This window comes from Hymenobacter sp. 102 (assembly GCF_049949205.1).
Lineage (GTDB): Bacteria > Bacteroidota > Bacteroidia > Cytophagales > Hymenobacteraceae > Hymenobacter.
On record NZ_CP188172.1, the window covers coordinates 2,624,676 to 2,649,565 of the forward strand.

Annotated in this window: 24 protein-coding genes and 1 riboswitch; of the genes, 19 read left to right on the forward strand and 5 right to left on the reverse strand. The window is 62.1% G+C overall.

The window, feature by feature from the left end; genetic code table 11:
- Nucleotides 1-84 precede the first annotated feature (84 nt).
- Complete coding sequence (locus ACN19L_RS11290; RefSeq protein ID WP_426489615.1) at nt 85-681, reverse strand: gluconate 2-dehydrogenase subunit 3 family protein; 597 nt, start codon at nt 679-681, stop codon at nt 85-87.
- Nucleotides 682-776: 95 nt separating this feature from the next.
- Nucleotides 777-1,781 (reverse strand): SDR family oxidoreductase, encoded by a 1,005-nt coding sequence (locus tag ACN19L_RS11295; RefSeq protein WP_426489616.1) that lies wholly within the window; start codon nt 1,779-1,781, stop codon nt 777-779.
- 218 nt (nt 1,782-1,999) lie between these two features.
- Here ACN19L_RS11295 and ACN19L_RS11300 point away from each other — a divergent pair, with 218 nt between their 5' ends.
- The 13 genes from ACN19L_RS11300 to ACN19L_RS11360 all read left to right on the forward strand — a co-directional run bounded on the left by ACN19L_RS11300 (nt 2,000) and on the right by ACN19L_RS11360 (nt 15,730).
- Entirely contained in the window at nt 2,000-2,131 is a 132-nt protein-coding gene (locus ACN19L_RS11300; protein ID WP_426489617.1) for a hypothetical protein, read from the forward strand.
- Nucleotides 2,132-2,220: 89 nt separating this feature from the next.
- A riboswitch (SAM riboswitch) is annotated at nt 2,221-2,334 on the forward strand.
- 73 nt (nt 2,335-2,407) lie between these two features.
- Nucleotides 2,408-6,148 carry a methionine synthase gene (gene metH / locus ACN19L_RS11305; RefSeq protein WP_426489618.1) on the forward strand — a complete coding sequence of 1,247 codons (3,741 nt, stop codon included), beginning with the start codon at nt 2,408-2,410 and terminating at the stop codon, nt 6,146-6,148.
- 240 nt (nt 6,149-6,388) lie between these two features.
- Nucleotides 6,389-7,345, forward strand: coding sequence for a methylenetetrahydrofolate reductase [NAD(P)H] (metF, locus tag ACN19L_RS11310; protein ID WP_426489619.1), 957 nt, complete (start codon nt 6,389-6,391; stop codon nt 7,343-7,345).
- Nucleotides 7,346-7,451: 106 nt separating this feature from the next.
- Nucleotides 7,452-7,922 (forward strand): tetratricopeptide repeat protein, encoded by a 471-nt coding sequence (locus ACN19L_RS11315; protein WP_426489620.1) that lies wholly within the window; start codon nt 7,452-7,454, stop codon nt 7,920-7,922.
- Between the two features lie 289 nt (nt 7,923-8,211).
- Entirely contained in the window at nt 8,212-8,781 is a 570-nt protein-coding gene (locus tag ACN19L_RS11320) for an energy transducer TonB (protein ID WP_426489621.1), read from the forward strand.
- A gap of 54 nt (nt 8,782-8,835) precedes the next feature.
- Nucleotides 8,836-9,363, forward strand: a complete 528-nt coding sequence (locus ACN19L_RS11325) for a hypothetical protein (protein WP_426489622.1) — start codon at nt 8,836-8,838, stop codon at nt 9,361-9,363.
- Nucleotides 9,364-9,423: 60 nt separating this feature from the next.
- Nucleotides 9,424-10,983: an N-acetylmuramoyl-L-alanine amidase gene (locus tag ACN19L_RS11330; RefSeq protein WP_426489623.1), complete on the forward strand. Its 1,560-nt coding sequence runs from the start codon at nt 9,424-9,426 to the stop codon at nt 10,981-10,983.
- Nucleotides 10,984-11,202: 219 nt separating this feature from the next.
- A complete protein-coding gene (locus ACN19L_RS11335) occupies nt 11,203-12,606 on the forward strand; it encodes an OFA family MFS transporter (protein ID WP_426489624.1) in 1,404 nt (467 codons plus the stop codon).
- A 38-nt stretch (nt 12,607-12,644) separates the two neighbouring features.
- On the forward strand, nt 12,645-12,782 hold the full coding sequence (locus ACN19L_RS11340; RefSeq protein WP_426489625.1) for an MFS transporter small subunit: 138 nt from the start codon (nt 12,645-12,647) through the stop codon (nt 12,780-12,782).
- Between the two features lie 93 nt (nt 12,783-12,875).
- On the forward strand, nt 12,876-13,307 hold the full coding sequence (locus ACN19L_RS11345) for a DUF2007 domain-containing protein (RefSeq protein ID WP_426489626.1): 432 nt from the start codon (nt 12,876-12,878) through the stop codon (nt 13,305-13,307).
- An 86-nt stretch (nt 13,308-13,393) separates the two neighbouring features.
- Nucleotides 13,394-13,555, forward strand: a complete 162-nt coding sequence (locus ACN19L_RS11350; protein WP_426489627.1) for a hypothetical protein — start codon at nt 13,394-13,396, stop codon at nt 13,553-13,555.
- A 3-nt stretch (nt 13,556-13,558) separates the two neighbouring features.
- Entirely contained in the window at nt 13,559-14,710 is a 1,152-nt protein-coding gene (locus tag ACN19L_RS11355; protein ID WP_426489628.1) for a DUF692 family multinuclear iron-containing protein, read from the forward strand.
- Between the two features lie 297 nt (nt 14,711-15,007).
- The gene (locus ACN19L_RS11360) at nt 15,008-15,730 is read left to right on the forward strand and encodes a tetratricopeptide repeat protein (protein WP_426489629.1); all 723 of its coding nucleotides are present in this window, start codon (nt 15,008-15,010) and stop codon (nt 15,728-15,730) included.
- An 18-nt stretch (nt 15,731-15,748) separates the two neighbouring features.
- Here the strand turns inward: ACN19L_RS11360 and ACN19L_RS11365 are convergent, their stop codons facing one another.
- Nucleotides 15,749-16,987 (reverse strand): molybdopterin molybdotransferase MoeA, encoded by a 1,239-nt coding sequence (locus tag ACN19L_RS11365; protein WP_426489630.1) that lies wholly within the window; start codon nt 16,985-16,987, stop codon nt 15,749-15,751.
- Between the two features lie 305 nt (nt 16,988-17,292).
- Between ACN19L_RS11365 and moaC the strand changes: the two genes are divergently transcribed.
- The 3 genes from moaC to ACN19L_RS11380 all read left to right on the forward strand — a co-directional run bounded on the left by moaC (nt 17,293) and on the right by ACN19L_RS11380 (nt 21,349).
- Nucleotides 17,293-17,781, forward strand: a complete 489-nt coding sequence (moaC, locus tag ACN19L_RS11370; RefSeq protein WP_426489631.1) for a cyclic pyranopterin monophosphate synthase MoaC — start codon at nt 17,293-17,295, stop codon at nt 17,779-17,781.
- Entirely contained in the window at nt 17,771-18,949 is a 1,179-nt protein-coding gene (locus tag ACN19L_RS11375) for an NTP transferase domain-containing protein (RefSeq protein ID WP_426489632.1), read from the forward strand. Before moaC ends, ACN19L_RS11375 begins: the two co-directional genes overlap by 11 nt.
- Before the next feature lie 132 nt (nt 18,950-19,081).
- Nucleotides 19,082-21,349, forward strand: a complete 2,268-nt coding sequence (locus tag ACN19L_RS11380; protein ID WP_426489633.1) for a S41 family peptidase — start codon at nt 19,082-19,084, stop codon at nt 21,347-21,349.
- A 110-nt stretch (nt 21,350-21,459) separates the two neighbouring features.
- On the opposite strand, the gene ACN19L_RS11385 is transcribed toward ACN19L_RS11380, so the two are convergent.
- Both ACN19L_RS11385 and moaD read right to left on the reverse strand, forming a co-directional pair.
- Nucleotides 21,460-21,879, reverse strand: a complete 420-nt coding sequence (locus ACN19L_RS11385; RefSeq protein ID WP_426489634.1) for a molybdenum cofactor biosynthesis protein MoaE — start codon at nt 21,877-21,879, stop codon at nt 21,460-21,462.
- Between the two features lie 164 nt (nt 21,880-22,043).
- Entirely contained in the window at nt 22,044-22,286 is a 243-nt protein-coding gene (gene moaD / locus ACN19L_RS11390) for a molybdopterin converting factor subunit 1 (RefSeq protein ID WP_125417260.1), read from the reverse strand.
- 179 nt (nt 22,287-22,465) lie between these two features.
- On the opposite strand from moaD, the gene moaA reads away from it, so the two are divergent.
- From moaA to ACN19L_RS11405, 3 genes are all read left to right on the forward strand, one after another.
- Complete coding sequence (moaA, locus tag ACN19L_RS11395) at nt 22,466-23,455, forward strand: GTP 3',8-cyclase MoaA (protein ID WP_426493581.1); 990 nt, start codon at nt 22,466-22,468, stop codon at nt 23,453-23,455.
- A gap of 58 nt (nt 23,456-23,513) precedes the next feature.
- A complete protein-coding gene (locus ACN19L_RS11400) occupies nt 23,514-23,819 on the forward strand; it encodes a DUF1294 domain-containing protein (RefSeq protein WP_426489635.1) in 306 nt (101 codons plus the stop codon).
- A gap of 213 nt (nt 23,820-24,032) precedes the next feature.
- Complete coding sequence (locus ACN19L_RS11405; RefSeq protein ID WP_426489636.1) at nt 24,033-24,833, forward strand: alpha/beta hydrolase; 801 nt, start codon at nt 24,033-24,035, stop codon at nt 24,831-24,833.
- The last annotated feature ends 57 nt before the right edge of the window (nt 24,834-24,890 follow it).

Sequence of the window (24,890 nt, forward strand, 5' to 3'; positions counted from 1 at the left end):
GTAGTTGAGTAACTGAGTAGAGAGTGATTAAGTAGCCGGGTAATCACCTGTTGATCAGTACAGATTACTCAGTTACTCAGGCACTCAACTACTCTCCCGCGGTTCCCGGTCTTCCCGCTCATTGAGGCCGATGCGCTGCCAGCCGGGCACGTCGGCCATGCCTACGTAGCCGATTTCTTCCTGGGCCAGCGGATGGGCGTAGTAGCTCTCCGTCAACTCAGCCAGCATTTCCTCGAAGAAGCGGTTTTGCGGTAACTGCTGCCAGTTTTCGCCCGGAGCTTCGCCGGCTGCCAGCTGCCCGATTACCTGGTCCTGCTGCGCCGGCGTCAACTCAACAAAGGCCTGCTCAAAGATCTGCTGCGCCGCCTGGTTGATGCCGCCTAAGCCCAGACGGTACGCTTCCCGGTCGGGGGGCATGGCGTCGTAGCGCCAGCCGTCGGCAGTGCCGGCCAGCAGGCGCTTATCTATGTTAGGAGCCAGCTCGATGGGCGTTTCCCGCTCGGGCTGGGGGAATACGCGGGCGGCCACGGCTTGCAGCAGTGCGTAGGTATCGGCGTCGAAAAACTGGGGCTGATAATTGGCCGGGGCATTCAGGCGGGCCTCCAGCGCAGCGCGGGTTGCGGGCGTTACCTGGTCGGTAGCCAGCAGGGCCCGGACGGTACCTTCGGGATAGTGGGGCATATGGTGAATGAGTAAATGAGTGAATGAGTGAGTAGTGAGCAGTTGGAATGAGTTACTGCACGTAGCTTCCCTCATTCACTCATCTACTCATTCACCTACTGGTCGCTGCTCATTTTGCCGCCGGTTACGTGCACCAGCGAGCCGGTCATGAAGGAGCCATCCTGGGAAGCCAGCAGCACGTAGGCCGGAGCCAGCTCTTCCGGTTGGCCGGGGCGGGCCAATGCCACCTCGTAGCCAAACTTCTCAATTTCCTCTCGGGGCATGGTGCCGGGAATGTTGGGCGTCCAGACCGGGCCGGGCACTACGCAGTTTACCCGGATACCCCGCTCGCCCAAGTGAGTAGCCAGGCTCTTGGTAAGGGCGTGAATGGCTGATTTGGTGCAGGCATAATCAATCAGAATTGGAATGCCCGTCAGCCCCACAATGCTGCCGGTGTTGATAATACAGTCGTCCTTTTTGAGGTGCGGCACGGCCGCCTGGGCCATCCAGATATAGCCGAGAATGTTGGTATCGAAGGTGCGGCGGATCTGCTCCTCGGGAATGTCCTCGAACTTCTCCTGCGCCATCTGGAAGGCGGCATTGTTGACCAAAATGTTGAGGCCGCCCAGCTCGGCGCGGGTACGGCGCACGGCCTGCTTGCACTGCTCCGGGTCGCGCACGTCCAGCTGCAGCAGAATGCAGCGGCGGCCCTGGGCTTCCACGAGGCGCTTGGTTTCCTCGGCATCCACCACATTTTCGTTGAACAGTACGGCTACGTGAGCTCCTTCCATGGCAAAGGCCACGGCCACCGCCCGGCCAATACCGGAGTCGGAGCCAGTTACCAGCGCAATCTTGTCCTGCAACTTACCAGCGGCGCGGTAGGTGCTGAAATTCATGGCAGGCTGCAGCTTCATATCGGCCTGTTTGGCGGGATAAGGCAGCGTCTGGGCGTGCTGTTTCATATCCTTGGCCGTAGGCCGCTTCACGGGGGCGGGTGCTTCGGCGGCGGCTTTGGCAGCCTGTTTGGCAGCGGGCGTAGCGGCCGTTTTGGCGGTTTTACCAGTAGCAGGGGTATCGGGGGTGGCAGCTTTTTTGGGAGCCGCCGCTTTTTTAGCAGCCATAGAGCGGAGTGGTCAAGGAATACGATTGAGCTTATGCCTTACGCGAAACTGATGAGGTTGTTGAGCGCAGGCCAAATTGATGTACGTACACGCAGATGTTTATGCTTACAGAATTTCGGCATCTGCCGCATGGGCCCGGGTTTACATCAACTCACTACTACAGGCCCACGTACCACCTTTACCAACAGGAAGTTTACTTAGCCCTGTTTCCATCCGTTATGCCCACTAAGAAAACCACTGCTTCGCATACCACTGCCAAGAAAGAAGACCCCTGCTGGAAAGGCTACGAGCAAGCCGGCACCAAAAAGAAAGACGGTAAAACCGTACCCAACTGCATCAAGAAAGATTAGCTGCAACCCGGTACGCTGCAACAGGCCCGGCCGCACGTGTGCGGCCGGGCTTGTTGTTTTTCGGGCGTTGCGGCGTATCTTCGTCCTGTTACTTATCCAGAAAGACCGAGGGATTGGGCCCGATGACGTCTTAGCAACCTGAAATAAAACAAGGTGCTAACTCCCTTTCCACCGTCTTAGCGGGCGTTGGAAGAAGATAAGTGCGGAACCGGCCTGCGCGCCCGGCTCTTTCTGGATAGGCACTTTTCGCCGCTGATTTCCCTTAGAAGAGCCGATATGCCGACCGTTTCCCCTGCCCCCGCCCCCGTTGCATCCCCTCTCCACGATATCCTGCGCCGCCGCGTGCTGATTCTGGATGGTGCTATGGGTACCATGATTCAGCGCCATACGCTCACGGAGGACGATTTCCGGGGCCCGCGCTTCCAGGACCACCCCAGGCCTTTGCGCGGCAACAACGACCTGCTGAGCCTCACCCGGCCCGACATTATCAAAGGCATCCACGCCGAGTACTTTGCCGCCGGGGCCGACATGGTGGAAACGAATACGTTTTCGGGCACTACCATCGCCCAGGCTGATTATGCCCTGGAGCACATCGTGTACGAGTTGAACTACGAGTCGGCGCGTATTGCCCGCGAGGTAGCCGACGAGTTTGAACAGAAGGACCCCACGCGCAAGCGGTTCGTGGCCGGCGCCATCGGGCCCACCAACCGCACTGCCTCTCTCTCGCCCGACGTAAACCGGCCCGGCTTCCGCGCCGTGACGTTCGACGAGCTGGCTACGGCCTACCTGGAGCAGGTGCGCGGGCTGATTGACGGCGGCTCCGACGCACTGCTGATTGAAACCATCTTCGACACGCTGAACGCCAAAGCGGCTCTGTACGCGGTGCAGCAGTTCTTCGACGAGGGCGGCCGGGTGGTACCCATCATGATTTCGGGCACTATTACCGATGCCTCGGGCCGCACGCTGAGTGGGCAGACGGTGGAGGCCTTCTGGAACTCCATCCGCCACCTGCCGCTGCTGAGCGTGGGCCTGAACTGCGCCCTTGGGGCCGACCAGCTGAAGGTGTACATTCAGGAGCTGAGCCGCCTGGCCGACGTGCACATTTCGGCCTACCCCAACGCCGGCCTGCCCAACGCCTTTGGGGGCTACGATGAATCGGCCCAGGAATTTGCGGCGGTGGTGGAAAACTACCTGCAGGACGGGCTAGTGACGGTGGTGGGCGGCTGCTGCGGCACCACGCCCCAGCACATTGCCGAGCTGGCCAAGCTGGCCGATAAATATCAGCCCCGCCAACTGCCCGCCGTGAAGCCCGCCACCCGCCTCAGCGGCCTGGAGCCCTTCGGCATTACCGAGCAGAGCCTGTTTGTGAACGTGGGCGAGCGGTGCAACGTAACCGGCTCCCGCGCCTTCGCCCGCCTCATCCGCACCGGCAACTATGAGGCGGCCCTGCAGGTGGCCCGCGACCAGGTAGAGGGCGGCGCCCAGGTGCTGGACGTGAACATGGACGAGGGCATGCTTGACTCGGAGCAGGCCATGACCACCTTCCTGAACCTGATTGCCTCCGAGCCCGACATTGCCCGCGTGCCGGTGATGATTGACTCCTCGAAGTGGACGGTGCTGGAAGCCGGCCTCAAGTGCGTGCAGGGCAAGAGTATCGTCAATTCCATTTCCCTGAAAGAAGGCGAGGAAGCCTTCCGGGCCCACGCCCACAAAGTGCGCCAGTACGGGGCCGCCGTGGTGGTAATGGCCTTCGATGAGCACGGCCAGGCCGACAACTACCAGCGCCGCATCGACATCTGTAAGCGCAGCTACGACATCTTGGTCAACGAGGTAGGCTTCCCGGCCGAGGATATCATCTTCGACCCCAACATCCTGACCGTCGGCACCGGCATCGACGAGCACCGCAACTACGCCCTCGATTTCATTGAGGCCGTGCGCTGGATTAAGGCCAACCTGCCCGGCGCCCTGACCAGCGGGGGCGTCAGCAACATCAGCTTCGCCTTCCGGGGCAACGACGTGGTGCGCGAGGCCATGCATTCGGCCTTCCTCTACCACGCCATCCGGGCCGGGCTGGATATGGGCATTGTGAACCCCGGCCAGCTGGCCGTGTACGACGATGTGCCCCGGGAATTGCTGGAACTGGTGGAAGACGTGCTGCTAAACCGCCGCCCCGATGCCACCGAGCGGCTCGTGGACTTCGCCGAAACCGTAAAGGACCAGAAAGCCACCGGATCCGGGGCCGTAACCAATACGCTGGCCTGGCGGGAGCTGCCCGTGGCCGAGCGCCTGCAGCACGCGCTGGTAAAAGGCATTACCGAATTCATCGACGAGGACACCGAAGAAGTACGCCGGCAAGTGGGCCGCCCTCTCGACGTGATTGAAGGCCCCCTGATGGCCGGCATGAACGTGGTGGGCGACCTGTTCGGGGCCGGCAAAATGTTTTTGCCCCAGGTAGTGAAGTCGGCCCGGGTGATGAAGAAGGCCGTGGCTTACCTGCAGCCCTTCCTGGAAGCCGAAAAAGCCGGCAGCGCCCGGCAGTCGGCCGGCAAGATTCTGCTGGCCACGGTGAAAGGCGACGTGCACGACATCGGCAAAAACATTGTGGGCGTGGTGCTGGCCTGCAACAACTTTGATATTGTGGATTTGGGGGTGATGGTGCCGCTGGAGCGGATTCTGGACGAGGCCCAGAAGCAGCAGGCCGACGTTATCGGCCTCAGCGGGCTGATTACCCCCAGCCTCGATGAAATGGTGTACGTGGCCCAGGAAATGGAGAAGCGCGGGCTGAAAACCCCGCTGCTCATTGGCGGGGCTACCACTTCCCGCCTGCACGCGGCCGTGAAAATTGCCCCTAACTACAGCGGCCCCATCGTGCACGTGAACGATGCTTCCCGCTCGGTGGGCGTGGCGGCGGGCCTGCTGGGCTCGGGCAAGGAGGCCTACGCCCGCACCGTACGCGACGAGTACGACACCCTGCGCCACGACTACGCCGGCCGCCAGCGCGAGAAGAACTACCTGCCCATTGAAGCCGCCCGCGAAAACGGCTTCAAGGCCGATTGGGCCACTACGCCCATCGTGAAGCCCACCTTCCTCGGCACAAAAACCCTGGACAACTACTCCCTGGCCGAGCTGGCGGAGTACATTGACTGGACACCGTTCTTCCACACCTGGGAGCTGAAGGGCCGCTACCCGCGCATTCTCTCCGATGAGCACGCGGGCGAAGCGGCTACTCAGCTGTTCAACGATGCCCAGGCCATGCTGCGCCGCATTATTGATGAGCAGTGGCTGACGGCCCGGGCGGTGCTGGGTTTCTGGCCGGCCAACACCGTGCAGCACGATACCATTGAGGTGTACCAGGACGACTCCCGCCAGCAGGTGCAGACGGAGTTCTTCACCCTGCGCCAGCAGAGCGAAAAAGCCGAAGGCGTGCCCAACCTGGCCTTCTCCGACTTCCTGGCCCCCCGCGAGTCGGGCCGGGCCGATTACCTGGGCGGGTTTGCCGTCACGGCTGGTATTGGCATCGAGAAGTGGCTGGCGAAGTTTGAGCAGGAACACGACGACTATTCCAGCATCATGCTCAAAGCCCTGGCCGACCGCCTCGCCGAAGCCTTTGCCGAGCGCCTGCACCAGCGGGTACGGGAGGAGTTCTGGGGCTACAACCCGGCCGAGAACCTCAGCAACGAAGACCTGATTCAGGAGAAGTACCAGGGCGTGCGCCCGGCCCCCGGCTACCCCGGCTGCCCCGACCACACCGAGAAAATCACCTTGTTCCAGCTGCTCGACGCCGAAAACCAGACCGGTATCCGCCTCACCGAAAACCTGGCCATGTACCCGGCCTCCTCAGTGAGCGGGCTGTACTACGCCCACCCCAGCAGCCGCTACTTCGGCCTCGGCCGCATCGGCCGCGACCAGGTAGCCGACCTGGCCGAGCGCAAGCACATGCCTTTCCCGGAGCTGGAGCGCTGGCTGGCCCCCAACCTCAACTACGACCCGGCCGCTGTGCCCGTAACGGCGCTGTAACAACGCGTCCCCTCCCCTCCGCAGATGAGGAGGGGAAGGGACGCGTTGTTACAGCCAACCCCGGAGTGGTTGAAGGGCGTTGCTGACTTCCGCGTCACCCGGAACTACCCATCGGCCTTCAACTAGCAACCAGCTTTCCCGCTAAGCAACGTCAGCAACGCCCTTCAACTACCCCCACCGCCGCTAACGCGCCGGCATTTCATCCTCTGCGGAGGGAAGTTGCGTTCTGCTTCCTCTCATATGAAAGTAACTGAGCATATCACCCGCGCCAACGGCCGCACCCTGTTCTCCTTCGAGGTGCTGCCTCCCAAGAAAGGCGAGAACATCCAGACCTTATTCTCCAACATTGAGCCTTTAATGGAGTTTAAGCCGCCGTTTATTGATGTCACTTATCACCGCGAGGAATACGTGTACCGGCAGCACCCCAACGGCCTGCTGGAAAAGAAAACCGTACGCCGCCGCCCGGGTACGGTAGGGATTTGCGCGGCCATCAAAAACCGCTTCGATGTGGATACGGTGCCCCACCTCATCTGCGGGGGCTTCACCAAAGAGGAAACCGAAAACGCCCTCATCGACCTGCATTTTCTGGGCATTGACAATGTGCTGGCTCTGCGCGGCGACCCAATCAAAAGTGAAGGCCAGTTTAAGCCCGAGCCCGACGGGCACAGCTATGCCTGCGACCTGATTGGGCAGGTAGCGGACCTGAACAAGGGAGAATACCTCGACCAGGAGCAGGATGATACCTGGGCCACCGATTTCTGCATCGGCACGGCCGGCTACCCCGAAAAGCACTTCGAGGCTCCCAGCCACGCCACCGACCTGCGCTACCTTAAGCATAAGGTGGACCGGGGGGCCGAATACATCGTAACCCAGATGTTCTTCGACAACGAGCAGTTTTTCACGTTTGAGCGCCGGTGCCGGGAAGCGGGCATCACCGTGCCCATCATTCCGGGCCTGAAACCCCTGACCACCAAGGGTCAGCTGACGGCCCTGCCCCGCTCCTTCTACCTGAACATGCCCGACGAGCTGGTGGACGCCGTGCACCTGGCCCCTGACAACGCCGCGGCCCGTGAAATCGGTATTGAATGGTGCATCAACCAGAGCCGGGAGCTGATGGCCCACGGTGTGCCGGTGCTGCACTATTACAGTATGGGCAAATCGGAGGCGGTGCGCCGGGTAGCAGCGGCCCTGTTCTAGAAGCGCGTGCGTGAAATTGTGAACTGTTCGGCTAACTGTGCTTTCTGACTTCGCGTACTTCTAGGACTGCTCGCTCTCACCTCTTCACCTCTCACCACTTCCCCGCTTGGATTCCCTTGACGACCTGTTTGACCGGTTGCGCACGGCCGCCTCACCTGCCGAAATTGAGGCCCTGCAGGATGGCATCTGGCAACTGTGGCTGACCACCGCTCACCCGCTGCTGGATAAATACCTGGAGGCTGGCATGCGTGCCTTGTCGGCGGAGGAGTACACGCTGGCTATCCGGGAGTTTACCGAGTTGACGGTGGCGGCGCCCGAATACGCCGAAGGCTGGAATAAGCGGGCCACGGCGTACTACCTGCGCGGTGAGTTTAAGGCGGCCCTGCGTGACGTGGCCGAAACCCTGCGCCACGAGCCCCGCCACTTCGGGGCGCTATCAGGCTGGGCAACTATTCTGCGCACCATCGGTGACAACCGCGGAGCCCTGCGCGTACTGCAGCGGCTGGAAAAGCTCTGCCCACACTGGCCCGGACTGCAAAATCAGCTCCGCGACCTGCGTGACACGCTGGAAGACTAACAGCGAAAAAATCAGAGACTTAACCAGGCATCGGTTGGCCGATGCCCTGGATAGTTGTATATTTCCCGGACCTAGCCCGGCGGCTCGTCAATCTTTCGAAGGAATTATTGCGTACGTGCGCCGCTGCTGGCTGGGAACTTACTTGGTTTTACCCGCTCTCAGACCCACGCGCAGGCCCCACCCTGCATTGCACTAATTTTATATTTTTCTTACCGCAGCCCAGCCTTTCTGCTCCCCGTTCAGCAGGCGGCCCTGCGTTTTGCCCGCTCCCCACCTTCCACTCCCGCCCATGAAACAATTTTTACTCGGCTGCCTGCTGCTGGCCGCCTATAGCACGCAGGCTCAAAAACTCCGCAAAACCGATGCCGCCAGTGGCATGCTAGATAAGGGCGAAAAAGTAGGCGTGTGGGAATATTACGCCTATACCCGCGACGGAAGCCAGGTAATTGCCCAGAAATACGACCACACTACCAAGAAGCTGCTGTTCTATCGTCCCTTCGATGACGTGCCCTACTCCGTACGTACGGCCAGCGGCGAATGGACGCGCCAGCGGGTAACGCACCCTATTTTCTTTATCGGCGGCGACGCGGCCCTGGCTCCTTACATGAGCAAAATGGTGTACCCGGCCAACGCCCAGGCCAAAAACGTGCAGGGCCGGGTGGTGGTTGCCATTGTGGTTGATACCTTGGGGCATGCCACCGACCAGCAGGTGCTGTACGGCATCGGAGCGGGCTGCGACGAGGAGGCTTTGCGCGTGGCTCGTACAATTCCCGACCAGTGGATTCCGGCCCGTGTAGGCAGCCGGGCCGTGGTGTCCAAGTTTGAGCTGCCGTTCACATTCCGGCTGCGCACGCAATAGGCCGCCTGGCTGGGCCCGCTAACTACCGACCGCTCATTCCCGTATCTTACGCTCATGAAACAGCTCATATGGGCAGGTGTACTGGCAGCCGGGGCGCTGCTTACAGCCTGCGACTCGACGCCCCGGGAACGGCAGGATATGGTAAAGGAAGAAGCCCGCAAGCTGGATACGGCCGTGGACGAAGCCGCCGCCAAGCTGCGCGTGGCCGGCCGCCGCGCCGCCCGCTTTGATTCGGTATCCAAATCCCGTAGCCGACAGCCGCTGGACAAAGCCGCCGAAACGGCCTTCACCAACGAGTTGCTGGGCACCTACGCAGCTATTGAAACGTTAACGCCCGCCACCATTGAGCCCGCCTTTGTGCAGTTTATGCAGCAGGTGCGGGCCCGCCGCAAGCAGTGGACCCAGCGCGACTGGGACTACGCCACCAGCATCAGCCGCCGCCTCAATGCACAGTTCCGCAACATCCGCCTCGATATCAAAGGCCGCGACGAGCTGCATATCCGGGCTCTGCAAACGGAATTTACCGCTCTGGAAACCGGCCGCGACGTGAAGGACCTCGGTGAGGCCGTAAAGCAACCGTAGTCCGCTATTCCCTCGTAGTACCCAAGCCCCGCCCTGCGCGGGGCTTTTGCTTTCCGGTTTATGCTGCTTCGTTACTTCCTGCCCTTCCTGCTGAGCGTGGCCGGCCTGCACCGGCCGCTCATGGCTCAGGCCCAGCGTCGTCCTGCACTACGCCCGGCACCCACTGCCGCCGCTCCACCGCCCATTATTACCGCCGCCGAAACCGTTCCGGCCCAGGACCAGTGGCTCCAACCCGGTGACCGGCTGCAGGTGCGGCTGGTGGGCACTCCCGGCCTGCAGGGCTCCTTTCTGCACGGACAGCCGCTGCGGGAGCTGCCGCCGGCCCAGACCCAGGGCAAGCGGGGGGTGTATCAAGGCACCTACGTGGTGCAGCCCGGCGACACGCTCCAAGACCGCCCCATCGGGTTTCAGCTGATAGCCCCGGACAGCGCGCGCATTACTGCACTGAGCCGTACAAAAGTGCGGTTTCTGAACCCGAACGAGCCGCAGCTGGCCCTCACCAAAGGCGAGTTGGCCTACCTGAACTATGGCTTGGGCGAGGACCGATTAGGCGGGGCCAAGCTGGGCTACCTTGATTCGGCGGTGGTGCTGCATCTCACGGGCCGGGTGGGCAACCAGTACCGGGTGCAGCTTTCGGAAACCAACGTGGCCTGGGTGCCGCAGGAAATTGTGCGCCTGTTACCCCCGGGCGGTTTTGTGCCAGCTTCACTTACCGGTTCCTGGAGCGTGCAGGGCGATTCGGTGTACGATTACGTGCGCGTGCCGCTTACCCAGCGCCTGCCTTACCGCTCCCAGCTTCTTACGGAACCCAGCCGGCTGGTGGTAGAGGTGTTCGGGGCTACCTCCAACACCAACTGGATAACTCAACGCGACGGGCTGCAAGCGTTGGGCGACGTGACCTATGAGCAGCCGGAGCCCGACGTGTTCCGGCTGGTGCTGACGTTGCGCCACCGCCAGAGCTGGGGCTACCACATTGGGTACCGGGGCAATACGCTGGAAATCCGGGTGAAGCACCCGCCGCAGAAGCTACGCCTGCGCGGCCTAACCGTCGCCGTGGATGCCGGCCACGGCGGTACTAATGTGGGGGCCGTAGGTGCTACCGGGGCCCGCGAGAAAGACCTGACGCTGGCCATTGCCCTGAAGCTGCAGCGTGAGCTGGAGCAGGCCGGAGCCCGCGTGCTGATGACCCGCACCACCGATGCCACCGTGGACAACGGCGACCGAGTGCTGCAGCTGCGCCGCCTCAACCCGGATGTGCTGGTCAGTATTCACGTTAATTCCTCAGGCAACGCTGCCGTGCATGGTACCAGCACCTTCTACCGCTACGTGGCGTTCCGGCCGCTGTCGGTGGCCTTGTATGAACAGATGCGCCGCACCGGGCTGGCGGGCTTCGGCAACGTGGGCAGTTTCAACTTTGGGCTGAATGGCCCCACCGAATACCCCAATGCGCTGGTAGAAACCGCCTTCGTATCGAACCCGGCGGACGAGCAACGGCTAACGGACCCAACGTTTCAGCAGCGGATGGCAGAGGCGATGCGCCGTGGTCTGGATGAGTTCCTTCGGCAGGCTCGCGCCAAAGGTATCCGCGGCTGGCTGCTGAAACGCACGGCTCTTCAGTAAGTTTTCCAGCCGAATTTCTGCGTCTTCGCCCCCCGGCGCAGGCCCTGAGCCGGGGACACGCGACTTGCTATAGCATTTTAGCAAAAAATAGTGTGCCCAGCGGCTGAAATGCGCGGCCAGGCTTCTACCTTACTATCGGTCAACTCGTACAGTCCGGCAGTAGCCGACTGGCCGGCGGCCAGCCCGTTCTTCTTTTCTTCCCCAACACCCACCAACTTTATGGCAAACGACTCTTTGCTGGACCGCAGCCGCACCGTGGCCGGGCCGGGTTACAACCGCTGGCTGGTGCCGCCGGCGGCCCTGGCTATTCACCTCGCCATTGGCCAGGCCTACGCCTTCAGCGTGTTCAAAAAACCAATGGGCGCGCTGCTCAGCGGCAACGTAGACCAGCCTGCCCCGGCCGACTGGACGCCCGGGCAGCTAGGCGTTATTTTCTCCATTGCCATTGTGCTGCTGGGTCTTTCGGCCGCCATTTTTGGCAAGTGGCTGGAGCGGGTAGGCCCGCGCAAAGCCATGATGGCCTCCGCCCTGTGCTTTGGGGGTGGCTTTTTCATTGCGGCACTGGGCGTGCACCTGCACAACATCTGGCTGGTATATTTCGGCTACGGGTTTGTGGGCGGCATTGGATTGGGTATCGGTTACATCTCGCCGGTGAGCACCCTGATCAAATGGTTTCCCGACCGTAAGGGCGTGGCTACCGGCATGGCCATTATGGGCTTTGGAGGTGGGGCCATGATTGGCTCGCCGCTGGCCGTGACGCTCATGGACCACTTCAAGGCCGCCGGTACCGGTTCGCTGGGCGTGGCCGCTACCTTCCTGGCCATGGGACTGATTTATCTGCTGTTTATGCAGTTCGGCGTCTGGACCATTCGGGTGCCGGCCGACGACTGGAAGCCGGCGGGCTACACCCCACCCACCGACCACAACGCCCTCATTACCACCGGCAACGTGACGGCCGACAACGCCATCCGGACGCCGCAGTTCTGGCTGCTGTGGGTGGTGCTGTGCATGAACGTGACGGCGGGTATCGGCGTACTCGAAACGGCCTCGCCGCTTATTCAGGAATCTTTCTCGGATGCCGTGATGGGAGCCGGGCGAGGCGTGACGGCGGCGGCGGCAGCGGGCTTTGTAGGGCTGCTGAGCCTATTCAACCTGCTGGGCCGCTTTTTCTGGTCGTCGGCCTCGGATAAGCTGGGCCGCAAAACTACCTACGCCATCTATTTTGGCCTGGGTATTCTGCTCTACGCCCTGATTCCGACGCTGGGAGCCAGTGCCTCGTTGACGCTGTTCGTAGTGGTTTCCTGCGTGATTCTGACCATGTACGGCGGCGGTTTCGCCACCATTCCGGCCTACCTCTCCGATTTGTTCGGTAAGCTGCAGGTGGGGGCCATCCACGGCCGCCTGCTCACGGCCTGGAGCACGGCCGGCGTGCTGGGGCCGCTGATTGTGAACTACCTGCACTCCAACGCCAAGGCCAACGGCACTACGGGCGCGGCAGCCTACCAGTCGGTTTTCTACACCATGGCGGCCCTGCTAGTGGTGGGCCTGATTGCCAACTTCCTGGTGCGGCCCGTGGCCCAGCAGTATTTCGAGAAAACCGCCGATAAAAAGGTAGCAGCCTAGCTGCGCAGCCATTCACTTCTCCCTTATTCGTAACCCATATGGAATCTAATCATGCTTCTTCGGAAGTTGCCAGCAGCTCAACTGGCTCGTTGGTGCTGGCCTGGCTGGTAGTGGGCCTGCCCCTGGCCTGGGGCGTTTCGCAGACCTTCATCAAGGCGCTGGCGCTGTTCAAATAGGTTTTTCACCCTGAAATACGCATCTTCAGAAGCACCCTAACGGGTGCTTCTGTCGTTTCCAGGCTTGTATGGCCCGCTGGCCCGCCTCCCGTCATGTCTTCAGATTCTGCCACTCCCGCCAACATTGTGTTGCTCGACTCCTTTTCGGATGGCATTGCCGCCCACCTGGCCAAAAACCAATTGGAAGCGGCCGGTATTCCGTGCTTTCTCAGCAACGAAAGCCGGCCTTACGGCCCCGCGCTGGGTAGTGTGCGCCTGTTTGTGCGCCAGCCCGACGTGGCGGCGGCCCAGGCTGCCCTGCACCCCCAGCGCACCGTGATGCACGCCATGCCTCCCGAAGCTCCCGGCGACGACCCGGCCACTGATGCTACCCTGCGCTGCCCCCGCTGCCACCACCCCGATGTGGTATGCCGCCACCAGCCCCAGCCTTCCGATAGCCTGTTTGTGAAGCTGCGCCTGTGGCTGCTGGCGCCCGAAAAGCCCCAGTGCCACTGCTTCCAGTGCGGGCTGGATTTCGAGGGGTAATTCTTTGCTCTGCTTGCAACTTCCGCTCTTTTGAATAGCTCTGTAGTTTATCTACTTTCTTTTCACGCTTTATCTGCCGTATTCCGATGAAATTGTCTAAAGTACTTCTCAGTGCCTTGGCAGTAGGCCTGGCAACCCAGGCTACCAGCTGCAACAGCAACGACGACCCCAAGCCCAAAGACCGCGAGGGCGAAAAAACGGAAACCGTGCAAGTGCCCGACAACTGCCCCGCCTGCGGCAGAGGCTAAACCATGCAATCCGCGCCTGTCCCAGCGCCGCCCGTGTTGGCGGCGCTGGCCTGCAACCTCGACACCGATATCCTGACGGCGGCACTGCCCCTGCTGGCCGAGGGCCGGGTGGAGGCGCTGGAATGGTCTTTTGATGTGCTTTCTCAGACGGAGCAGCTACCGGCTTGGTTTGCGCAGCTGCTCGACACGTACAGCACCGGTGGCCGCCTGCTGGGGCACGGCGTGTTTTACTCCCTGCTATCGGGGCGGTGGCAACCAGCGCAGCAGCAGTGGCTGCAACAACTGCGGACCGTAACCCAGCAGCTACCTTTCGCCCACGTTTCCGAGCATTTTGGATTTTTCACCGGGCAGCACTTTCACGCCGGTGCGCCCTTGCCTGTTCCGTACACCACTGCCACTCTGCGGCTGGGACAAGACCGGATGCAGCGTCTGGCGCAGGCTGGTCAGTGTCCGGTGGGGCTGGAAAATTTGGCGTTTGCCTACAGCGTAGCCGAAGTGCAGCAGCACGGAGAGTTTCTGGGTAAGCTTCTGGAGCCTGTCAATGGGTTCATCATTCTGGACCTGCACAATCTGTATTGTCAGCTTCATAATTTCTCCGCCTCCTTTGACGAACTGCTGGGCTCCTATCCGCTGGATCGGGTACGCGAAATTCATATTTCCGGGGGCAGTTGGGCTCCGGCCCCTACGGCTCCGGCGGGTCGGGTCCGACGCGACACTCACGATGCGGCCGTCCCGGAGGAAGTTTTCCACTTGTTGGAGCAAGCTATGCCTCGCTGCCACAACCTCCGCTACGTGGTGCTCGAGCAGCTGGGTACAGCCCTAACAACGCCTGCCAGTCACCGCTCTTTCCGTCGCGACTTTCGCCGGATGGCCCGGCTGGTGGAGCAGCATCGGGCCAGTCAATCCGGCACAGTGCAGCACGATTTTCGCCCCCCGCCGTTGTCGGTGCCAGAGTCCGCTCTGGAAGATGAGGTATTATACGAGCAGCAACAGCAACTGTCGCACATCCTAGAAACGGCCGCATCCTACGCGGAAGCGCAAGACCATCTGCGCTATTCTTCACTGGCTTCCTCCGCCTGGCAAATTGAGCATTGGGCTCCGCACATGCTGGAAACCGCCCGCCAGATTGCCCGGAAGTGGCAACAAGCTACGTAGCTTTACTCACCTCCGAAACCGCCATATCAATAGCACCGGTCCGGCGGCGAATACGCCCGTTCGGGGGTGGCTTAAGGAGGTCGCCGGAAGTGAACAGGTGCTGTCAGCAGTCCACCGATAACCTGTTTGTGAAGCTGCGGCTGTGGTGGCTGGTCCCCGAGCGCGCACCCAGTGCCACTGCTTCCGGTGCGGGCTGGATTTCGAGGGGTGACTACCAGGGTGGCCGGTTCCGTCTGATAATAGAAATACTGCCCCGCTAGCACTTATTCCTTGCCTCTACCCGGCATCTTTGGAACCATGAAACGTACACTATTCTGGTTCGGCATTCTGTTACTGGCCCAAGCCTGCCAGACCCAAACCACGGTTGATGATTTTGCCTTGGGGGAAACAGCACTCAATGGTGGCAACATGCCCGCTGCCATCCGGCATTTTGATGCTGTATTGAAGCAACAGCCTCAGCAGGAAAGAGCCTTGGTACTGCGCAGCAAGGCTAAGTACCAGCAGCACGATTACGAGGGTGCCCGCGGAGACTCGCAGTTGGTTTTAGACATTAATCCGGCCCAGTTTACGCCAGATGACTATAATGCCCTGTGGAATTTGGGGGTAATCCACAACAGCCTGCGCCAGTTCGACAAGGCTCGCCTGTATCTCAATAAGGCAAAACAGGCTGATTCGACCGATGTACGAATTTATGAAAACATTGGCTACAGCTATTTGCAGGAGCATAATTACCCGGCAGCACTAACTGAGTTTGAACAGGCTGTTCGGGTTTCTCCTTCTGCTAAAACCAGTTTCTACGGAATTGGGAAGGTGCACCTTATGCAAGGCCATTTTGAGCAAGCAATCCGGGCTTATGATCAGGCTATAAAATTAGACCCCAACTACGCTGCAGCTTACGAGAACAGAGCAGCGGCCAAGTATCAACTCCAGGATGTAGCCGGCTGCTGCGCCGACCTTCAACGGTGCATTGCGTTGGGTATGACTCAGGTAGCAGAGTTTCAGAAGCAGGTATGCCACTGATTTCCACCTGATCCGCCGCTACCCCCTAAACCGCCATACCGGCAGCACCGTGCCGGCCGCAAAAAACTCCTGCTCCGGCGGCAGTTCTAGGAAGCCGGCCGAGGGTAGCAGGCTGGCCATGTCGCCGGAGCCGCCGGCCCGCTCGGGGGTGGCCAGCAGGCGGCCATCGGGGCCCGAGGCCAGGCTTACCAGCTTGAAGTGGGTGATGCGCGGCTTGAATACCACGTCTTCGGTCAGCACGGCCGGAACGGGTCCGCCCAAAGCCACGCTGCCAAAATCGGCGGCGGTGGGTTGCTGCACGGCCAGCAGCCAGGGCCGGGCGTAGCGGTAGAAGTTTACGAACGTGGACACGGGGTTGCCGGGCAACGCAAACACCACGGCCCCGCCGGGCTGCCGGCCAAACCAGAACGGCTTACCGGGCCGCTGCCCCACTTCGTGAAACAGCTGCTCCACACCCAGCTCCCGCAGCGTCTCGGGCAGGAAATCGGCCTTTCCCTTCGATACGCCCCCGCTCAGCACCACGGCATCAAACCCGGCCAGCAGGGCGGGCAGCCCCTGGCGCAGTGCGGCGGGGTCGTCGTTGAAGTGGAAGGCTTCGGCCTCGGCCCCGGCCTGCCAAGCGGCGGCCTGCAGCATCAGCCCATTGGAGCGCCGAATCTGGTGGGCCTGCGGCTGCTCGGTGATAGGCACCAGCTCGTCGCCGGTACTCACCACGGCCACCCGGGGCCGGCGGGCCACGGCTACGGTAGCGGCCCCCACGGTGGCGGCTACGGCCAGCTCGGCGGGTTCCAGGCGGGTACCGGCGGATACCAGCAGGTCGCCCTGCCGGCGGTCGGCAGCCCGGGTGTGCACGTTGTGGCCCGCGTGGGGCGCGGGTACCTGCACGGCCGCCCAGCGCTGGCCGGCATCATCGGTGCGGAAGGTGAGGTCCTCGTAGCGAATCACCGTATCGAGGTTGGGCGGCAGGGCCGCGCCGGTCATGATTTCCACAGCTGCCGTGGCATCCTGCGCCGGCACGGGTGGCTGGCCGGCAAACTGGGTGCTTTCGATGCGAAACTCCGTCTGGCCCGCCGCCAGCGCTGCGTAGCGCAGGGCAATACCGTCCATGGCTACCCGGTTGAAGGGCGGAAAGTCCCGGTCGGCCCGCAGGTCTTCGCGCAGTACGCGGCCGGCCGCCAAGGGCAGCGAGAGATACTCGGAGGGCAGCGGCTGCACGGTGGCGGCCACCAGCCGGTTTGCTTCGTCAACTGAAATCATAAGCACGAAGGTAGGACAAGCCGTAGCTTGCGCCGTTTCTCAACGAGGAAACCGGCGGGTTGTTTGGAACGGCTGATGTAGAGACGCAATATCTTGCGTCTCTACATCAGCCGGGAACCTCGTGTAGCCGCCCGGAAAGTAGCGCGAACTTTGTAGTTCGCGCCCCAGAATGATAACTGGATGGCCGACGTCCAAACGGCGCGGGGGCGCGAACTGCAAAGTTCGCGCTACTTTCCGGGCGGTACCTTCGTACAGGCCTTACCCTTTATTTTTCCTCTAACCACAAGCTGACGCTTGTGCTACGTATGTCCGACTCTGCTAAACTCACCCACCTCAACGACGCTGGCCAGCCGGCCATGGTGGATGTGGGCGCCAAACAACCTACCCGCCGCGTGGCGCGGGCCCGCAGCCGCGTGGTACTCGGCCCCGAAATTATGGCGCTGGTGAAGGAAGGCGACCTGCCCACCCGCAAGGGCCCGGTGTTTCAGACAGCTATTCTGGCCGGCATCATGGGGGCCAAGCGCACCTCCGAGCTGATTCCGCTGTGCCACCCGCTGGGCCTGGATAACTGCCAAGTAACGGTTGAGGTGGACGGCCCCGACGCCGTGCTGATTGAGTGCACGGCCACCGTGACGGGCAAAACCGGGGTGGAAATGGAGGCCCTCACCGGGGCCTCGGTAGCCGCCCTTACCATCTACGACATGTGCAAGGCCCTCTCGCACGACATTCTCATTCAGGAAACCCGCCTCATCAGCAAAACCGGCGGCAAACAGGATTTTCACCATGCCGGATAACGCCCCCATCGACAAACCCCGCAGCAAGCACGCCCAGCTGGCCCGCCCCCACGGCGGCGAGTTTGGCCGCTACGAGCTGGCCATTCTGGGCGCCCCCTGCGGCCGCATCAAGGAGCTGGCCGCCCGCCTGACGCCGCTGCTGGCTGATACCTTGCGCGTGGCCTACGTGGACGCCGACCACGCCGCCGGCGACGACGCGGCCCAGGGCGGCAGCGGCGGCCAGGATGCCCTGCTGCAGGCCGGGGCCGCCGCCGAGTTGACCGACAAAATCACCTTCACCCGCCTCGACGTAAAGCGGCCCCTCGACCGGTTCAGTCAGCCCGAGCTGCTGCAGCACCAGAACCTGGTGCTGGTGAACGGCAACCATTTCCGAGCCGCCCGGCAGCTGGTAATTCTGGACCCCGCCAAGCCCCTGGAAAAGAAGCTGGACCGCCTCACCAACGTGCGGGCCCTGCTGCTGCCCGAAGGCGTGACGGAAGTACCCGCCTACCTGCAGGCGCACCTGGGTGAAGCCAACGTACCCATCCTGCCCCTGCACGATACCGCCGCTATTGCCCAACTGATTCTGGATGAATGGCACCAAGCCGCACCGCCGCTGCGAGGCCTGGTGCTGGCCGGGGGCCGCAGCCAGCGCATGGGCCAGGACAAAGGAAAACTAGCCTACCACGGCCAGGAGCAGCGCGCCTACGCGGCTGAGCTGCTGGCGCCCTTCTGCCAAGACGTGCACGTTTCCTGCCGCCCCGACCAAGTGGTGGAGCTGGAATACGCCGGCCTGCGCCCCCTGCCCGATACCTTCGCCGACCTGGGCCCGCTCAGCGGCCTCCTCTCGGCCCTGCGCCTCGACCCCAACGCCGCCTGGCTGGTGGTGGCCTGCGACCTGCCCTTCCTCTCGGCCGATACCCTGGCCCACCTGGTGCAGCAGCGCCAGCCGGCCCGACTGGCCACGGCCTTCCAAAGTCCCTCAACCGAGTGGCCCGAGCCGCTGATTACCATCTGGGAGCCGGCCAGCTACCCGCAGCTGCTGCGCTTCCTGAGCTTGGGCTACAGCTGCCCCCGCAAAACCCTCATCAATTCTGACGTGGCCGTGCTGCCCGCCCCCGACCCCCAGGAGCTGCGCAACGTGAACACGCCCGAGGAAGCCGCACAGGTACGGCAGGAGCTGGAGTAGCGCGCAGCTCCGCTTCGCGCACGAGCCGCAGGCGAGTAGCCGCGCGTATGCCCGCCGGGCACCAGAAAAAAACCGGATAGAGTCAGGGAGTTGCCGCTACTTTAGGGCCACTTTCTGACTCTATCCGGTTATATGAAACGCACGTATCCTCTCGTCACCTTATTGGCCGCCGGCTTTTCGGCCCAGGCGCAGCAAGCAGCACCTAACCTCAACCTCGATTTTGAGCAGATAGTCCGGCAGACGCAGCAGCCGGCACATTGGTGGGCACCAACCGATAATGGCTACACCGTGGCCGTCGATTCGATGGTGAAGTACCAGGGCCGCTACGCGTTGCGGCTGCAGGGACTCAATCAGCCGACCAGTACGGTTTTGGGGGTAGCCTCGGTGCAGCTCCCCATCAGGTTTCAGGGCCGGACAGTGAAGCTCTCGGGCTACCTGAAAACCGACAACGTACAGAACGGCTATGCGGGGTTGTGGCTGCGCGAAGACGGCCCCGGTGGCACGTTGCAGCTGGATAACATGAGCAAGCAGAACCTGCGGGGCACTACCGGCTGGCAGCAGTATTCCGTAACGCTGCCCTTGGAGCCCGAGGCCAAGTCCCTGGTAATTGGCGGCTTGCTTACGGGTACCGGCACGGTGTGGCTGGACCAGCTGGAGCTGACCGTGGATGGCAAGCCCTGGTGGCAGGCTCCGGCTCAAGTGGTACAGCATTTCAAGGCCGAGCAGGATACCGCCTTTCGGCAAGGCTCCGGCATCAGCCTCCAGACCCTGAGCAAGCAGCAGCTGGAAAACCTGGCGGTGCTAGGCCGGGTGTGGGGCTTTGCGAAATACTACCACCCCGTAGTGGCCCGGGGTGAGGTGAACATGGACGCCGAGCTGTTTCGGGTGCTGCCCAAGATACTGCAGGCCTCCAATCAGGAAGCCCGCAGCCAAATACTGAGCACTTGGCTCACCAGTCTGGGCCCGGTGCCGGCCTGCTCCGCGTGCCGGGAGCCGAAACCCAAAGAGGTGCGGCTTCAACCTGACTTAGACTGGCTTACCGATAAGCGGCAGGTAAGCCCGGCCCTCAGCCAGCAGTTGGTGTACCTGCGCCAGAACCGCAGCCAAGGCCCGCACTACTACGTGCGCAGCGCCCCGAACGTCGGCAACCCCTTGTTCGAGCACGAAGAAGCCTATCCGTCGGCTCCCGGCAGCCTGCCCGACGACGGCCTGCGCGTGCTGTCGTTGTTTCGATACTGGAACATGGTGGCTTATTTCTTCCCCTACCGCTACGCCATTGGCGAGGACTGGCAGCAGGTGCTACCGGAATTTCTGCCCAGGATGGTAGCAGCCCGCACGCCGGAGCAATACCGGGTTACGGCCCTGCAGCTCATTGCCCGCATCAACGACTCGCACGCGAATATTTCAGATGCCGATGCTGTACTGGCCAGCTACCGGGGCAGGCTGTATGCGCCCGTGCAGGTGCGGTTTGTGGAAGGCCAGGCCGTGGTGACGGAATACTTCAACCAAAAGCTGGGAGAAGCCACCGGTTTGCAGAAAGGCGACGTGGTACTATCCGTGGATGGCCGCCGGGTAGCGGACTTGGTGAAGGAGCGCAAACCGATTACGCCCGCGTCCAACGAGCCTACCCAACTGCGCAATATGGCCCGCGACCTGCTGCGCGGCAACACTGAGCAAGTGCGGTTGGTAGTGCGGCGCGACGGCCGGGAGCTACCGTTTACCGTCAGTCGGTACCCGACTGCCCAGCTGAATCTGGCAAAGAATGGCGGTACGCCCAGCCCATTGGCGTCCGCTTGGCACCTGTTGCCGGGTAACATCGGGCACCTTACGCTGGGCACCATCCACAACAAAGACCTGCCCACCATTATGGAGGCTGCCCAAGGCACCAAGGGACTCATCATCGACATCCGTAACTACCCGTCGGATTTCGTGGTCTTCACCCTCTCCCGCTACCTGCTGGCCAGGCCCCGGGAGTTTGTTCGCTTCACCAGCCCGCAAATTACCTACCCGGGTATGTTCCTCTTCTCAGAACCACTGCAGGTAATCCCAGGCAAGGAACAGCCGTACGCGGGCAAAGTGGTTATTCTGATAAACGAACTCTCGCAGAGCAATTCCGAATACACCACCATGGCCCTGCGCACCGTGCCGGGGGCCGTGGTGATGGGCAGCACCACCGCCGGGGCCGATGGCGACGTATCGGCCATTACGCTGCCCGGTAACCTGAGTACCCGCATCACCGGCCTGGGCGTGTACTACCCCAATGGCCGCGAAACCCAGCGCATCGGTATTGTGCCGGATATTGAGGTGAAGCCCACCATTGCCGGCATCAGAGCCGGCCGCGACGAGGTGCTGGAACGGGCCGTAGCACTGATTGAAAAGAGCGTGGCCGTGGCGAAGTAAGGTAGCGCGCAGCTCCACTTCGCGCACGAGCGAAGCGAGTAGCAGGCGTGCGGCCCTTGCGCTCCGGAACTCGCCTGCGGCTCGTGCGCAAAGCCAAGCTGCGCGCTACTTTATGGGTGCGCCGCTACCCACACGTCCCCGTCCTCATAGAACTCCTTTTTCCAGATGGTAACTACCTGTTTCAGGGTGTCGATGATGTACTGGCAGGCGGCAAAGCTCTCGGCCCGGTGCGGAGTGGAAACGGCCACTACCACGGCCACGTCGCCTATATAGAGAGTGCCTTTGCGGTGCACCACGGTTACTTTTTGCAGCATGGGCCACTGCTCGACGGCCTGTTCGGCTACTTTGCGCAGCTGGTGCAGGGCCATGCTGTCGTAGGCCTCATACTCCAGGCGCACCACGGCGCGGCCGGTGCTTCGGTTGCGCACCGTGCCGATAAACGTGTTGATGGCCCCGGCCCCATCGGCTTCCACGCTCTGCAGCGCGGCCGAAATATCAATAGGCTGGTCGGTTAGGTCGATGTGAATCAAGGAAAGGAAGGAGAGAAAGTGAGGAGAAAAGAACGTCATGCTGAGCGCAGTCGAAGCATCTCTACTGCAAATCGTGAGGACGAAGCGGTAGAGATGCTTCGGCTGCGCTCAGCATGACGGGCGGTAATGTTTGAAGACTGATAACTGGCAGCCGGCAACTGGAATTATCCGCCGCTTACCGGCGGAATCAGGGCTATTTCGTCGCGCTCCTGCAGCGGGGTATCGTCGGCGGCGTACTCGTTGTTGACGGCTACGGCCAGGCTGCTCAGGCGGGCCAGCTCGGGGTAGCGGGCGTGCAGGCTCTGGAGCAGCCCCTGGGCCGACTGGCCTTCCGGCGCGGAAACCTCCAGCGTAGGCTGCCCCACGATTTCGCGGGCAATGCCGAATAAAGCAATTTTCAGGTTCATGGGTTATCAGGTAAGAAACCGGTAGCTACCCGCCAGCCAGGGGGCTTGCCGCCCGGGCGGCGGCAACGGCCGAAGGTATTGCTCCGAACGGAAAAGCCGGATTTACGTTGTTTGTTTGGGTGCGCCCGCCCCGCCCGAATCTTTTGCTTTCTTTGTCTATGTCTGCTGCTGTACCCTCCGTGCTGTTTGATAACCACGGCCGCCCGCTCGAATACCTGCGGCTGGCCGTAACGGACCGGTGCAACCTGCGCTGCTTCTACTGCATGCCCGAGGAAGGCATCAAGTACCTGCCCAAGCAGGAGCTGCTGACCTACGAGGAAATGGAGCGGCTGGTGACCATCATGGCCGGCTTGGGCGTGCGCAAAGTGCGCCTCACGGGCGGGGAGCCGTTCGTGCGCCGCGACCTGGTGCCGTTTATGGACCGGCTCAGCCAGATTCCGGGCATCACGGAGCTGACCATGACCACCAACGGCGTGCTCACCGCCCCCCACGTGCCCGAGTTGGCCCGCCTGGGCCTGAAAGCCGTGAACCTAAGCCTCGATACCCTTGACCGGGCCCGCTTTGCCAGCATCACCCGCCGCGACGAGCTGCCCCGCGTGCTCGATACGCTGTACGCCCTGCTGGCGGCCGGCATCCGGGTGAAAATCAACGCCGTGGTGATGGACGGGCAGAACACCCAGGACCTCATTCCGCTGGCCGAGCTGACCCGGGACCTGCCCGTGGATGTGCGCTTCATCGAGGAAATGCCCTTCAACGGCGGCAGCCACGATGCCGCCGCCCTGCCCTGGAACCACCGCCGCATTCGGGAGCACCTGGCCCTGAACCTGGGCGAGCTGACGCCCGTGCCCGCCCGCTCCGGCGACACGGCCTCCCACTACACCGTGGCCGGCCACCAGGGGCGTCTGGGTATTATTGCGGCCTACTCGCGCACCTTCTGCGGCACCTGCAACCGCATCCGCCTCACGGCCGAGGGCGGCCTCAAAACCTGCCTCTACGACCAGGGCGTGCTCGATATCCGGGCCCTGCTACGCGGCGGCTCCTCGGATGAGCAGATTGCCGACGCCCTGAAATCGGCCTTCCGCAACCGTGCCGCCAACGGCTTCGAGGCCGAAAGCCAGCGCCCCCTGCACCAGCTCAGTTTCGAGTCAATGAGCACGATTGGGGGGTAGGCGGAACCGTTGACGCGTAACTTGCGGCTCTGCTGCTGTTCGTTTCGTTTCCCGTGCCATGACCGTACTCCTGAGCTGCCTGCTGATTTCCAATCTGCTGTGCTTCCTGCTGTTCGCCCTCGATAAACGGAAAGCCCGGCGCGGAGACCGGCGCATCCCGGAGAAAACGCTGCACCTCGCCACGCTGCCGGGCGCGGCTACCGGCGCGTGGGCGGCCATTCTGCTGCTGCACCACAAAAACCGCAAAGCTGCCTTCTGGAGCATTACGCTGCTGCTGACGCTGCTGCAAGTCGCGGCACTCTATTTCATGTGGCCTTATTTGCAGGAGTTGGTTTCCCCGGAACAAGTGGCTGCGCAACCGTAACGAGCAAGCACTTTGGCTTCAGGCGAAGCTTTTTATCGCAATTCACTGACCAGTGTAGAGACACGACACTTCGCGTTTCCTCGGATGCGCCGCCCGAACGAAATCGGCCAACGCTGAGACGCGAAGTGTCGCGTTTCTACCGCCGGCGCACATCAGGCACAAACTGGTGTAACCTGACAGTATTCCGTGTAAATCCGGTATCCTTGCCCCACTATGAGGGTGCTATTCTGGATACTTGGTGTGGGGGCGGTGCTGTACGTAGCGGTGTGCGTGCTGCTGTATTTTCAGCAGGAGCGGCTGCTGTTCTTTCCGGTCAAGCTGCCCGCCTATTACCGGTTCCGGTTCAGCAACCGGTTTGAGGAACGGTGGATTCCGACGGCCGACGGCACCCGCCTGCACGGCCTGCTGTTCCCGGCCGATTCCGCTTCCAAAGGCCTCATTTTCTACCTGCACGGCAACGGTGGGGCGCTGGATAGCTGGGGTGAGGTGGCGGCCACCTACACCCAGTTGGGCTACAGCGTCTTTCTACTCGACTACCGGGGCTACGGCAAAAGCGAAGGCCGCATCAGCAGCCAAGCGCAGCTACTTGCCGATGTAGATACGGCCTATCGGCAACTCACGCGCGAATTCCCGGAAGACCAAACCGTGCTGCTGGGCTACTCGCTGGGCACCGGGCCGGCGGCGTGGCTGGCGGCCCGGCACCACCCGCGCCTGCTGGTGCTGCAAGCTCCCTACGCCAGTATGCGGGCCATGGCGCGCCAGCATTACCCCTGGGTGCCGCCCTTTATTGTGCGCTACCCGCTGGCTACTGATGAGGTGCTGGCCCGCGTAACGGCCCCCATCGTCATCTTCCACGGCGACCGGGACGAGGTCATCAGCCCCGCGTCCACGGCCCGGCTCCGGCAGCAGCTTAAGCTCCAGGACCAGTTTATCACCCTGCCCGGCGCGGGCCACAATGGCCTGACCGACAACCTCGACTACCAACGCACTATCCGGCGGGTGCTGGCGGAGTAGTGGCCGCACAATCAGAAATTGACGGAAAGCCACTGCACTCGCCCGAGTGAAGTCAGG

Excerpts from the sequence above, each read along its gene's own strand:
- ACN19L_RS11405 (WP_426489636.1), top strand. The coding sequence starts at position 24,033 with ATGAGGGTGCTATTCTGGATACTTGGTGTGGGGGCGGTGCTGTACGTA.
- metF (WP_426489619.1), top strand. The coding sequence starts at position 6,389 with ATGAAAGTAACTGAGCATATCACCCGCGCCAACGGCCGCACCCTGTTC.
- ACN19L_RS11350 (WP_426489627.1), top strand. The coding sequence starts at position 13,394 with ATGAAATTGTCTAAAGTACTTCTCAGTGCCTTGGCAGTAGGCCTGGCA.
- ACN19L_RS11355 (WP_426489628.1), top strand. The coding sequence starts at position 13,559 with ATGCAATCCGCGCCTGTCCCAGCGCCGCCCGTGTTGGCGGCGCTGGCC.
- ACN19L_RS11295 (WP_426489616.1), bottom strand. The coding sequence starts at position 1,781 with ATGGCTGCTAAAAAAGCGGCGGCTCCCAAAAAAGCTGCCACCCCCGAT.
- ACN19L_RS11340 (WP_426489625.1), top strand. The coding sequence starts at position 12,645 with ATGGAATCTAATCATGCTTCTTCGGAAGTTGCCAGCAGCTCAACTGGC.
- ACN19L_RS11290 (WP_426489615.1), bottom strand. The coding sequence starts at position 681 with ATGCCCCACTATCCCGAAGGTACCGTCCGGGCCCTGCTGGCTACCGAC.
- ACN19L_RS11300 (WP_426489617.1), top strand. The coding sequence starts at position 2,000 with ATGCCCACTAAGAAAACCACTGCTTCGCATACCACTGCCAAGAAAGAA.
- ACN19L_RS11375 (WP_426489632.1), top strand. The coding sequence starts at position 17,771 with ATGCCGGATAACGCCCCCATCGACAAACCCCGCAGCAAGCACGCCCAG.
- moaC (WP_426489631.1), top strand. The coding sequence starts at position 17,293 with ATGTCCGACTCTGCTAAACTCACCCACCTCAACGACGCTGGCCAGCCG.
- metH (WP_426489618.1), top strand. The coding sequence starts at position 2,408 with ATGCCGACCGTTTCCCCTGCCCCCGCCCCCGTTGCATCCCCTCTCCAC.
- ACN19L_RS11380 (WP_426489633.1), top strand. The coding sequence starts at position 19,082 with ATGAAACGCACGTATCCTCTCGTCACCTTATTGGCCGCCGGCTTTTCG.
- ACN19L_RS11320 (WP_426489621.1), top strand. The coding sequence starts at position 8,212 with ATGAAACAATTTTTACTCGGCTGCCTGCTGCTGGCCGCCTATAGCACG.
- ACN19L_RS11345 (WP_426489626.1), top strand. The coding sequence starts at position 12,876 with ATGTCTTCAGATTCTGCCACTCCCGCCAACATTGTGTTGCTCGACTCC.
- ACN19L_RS11400 (WP_426489635.1), top strand. The coding sequence starts at position 23,514 with ATGACCGTACTCCTGAGCTGCCTGCTGATTTCCAATCTGCTGTGCTTC.
- ACN19L_RS11325 (WP_426489622.1), top strand. The coding sequence starts at position 8,836 with ATGAAACAGCTCATATGGGCAGGTGTACTGGCAGCCGGGGCGCTGCTT.
- ACN19L_RS11335 (WP_426489624.1), top strand. The coding sequence starts at position 11,203 with ATGGCAAACGACTCTTTGCTGGACCGCAGCCGCACCGTGGCCGGGCCG.
- ACN19L_RS11365 (WP_426489630.1), bottom strand. The coding sequence starts at position 16,987 with ATGATTTCAGTTGACGAAGCAAACCGGCTGGTGGCCGCCACCGTGCAG.
- moaD (WP_125417260.1), bottom strand. The coding sequence starts at position 22,286 with ATGAACCTGAAAATTGCTTTATTCGGCATTGCCCGCGAAATCGTGGGG.
- ACN19L_RS11330 (WP_426489623.1), top strand. The coding sequence starts at position 9,424 with ATGCTGCTTCGTTACTTCCTGCCCTTCCTGCTGAGCGTGGCCGGCCTG.
- ACN19L_RS11360 (WP_426489629.1), top strand. The coding sequence starts at position 15,008 with ATGAAACGTACACTATTCTGGTTCGGCATTCTGTTACTGGCCCAAGCC.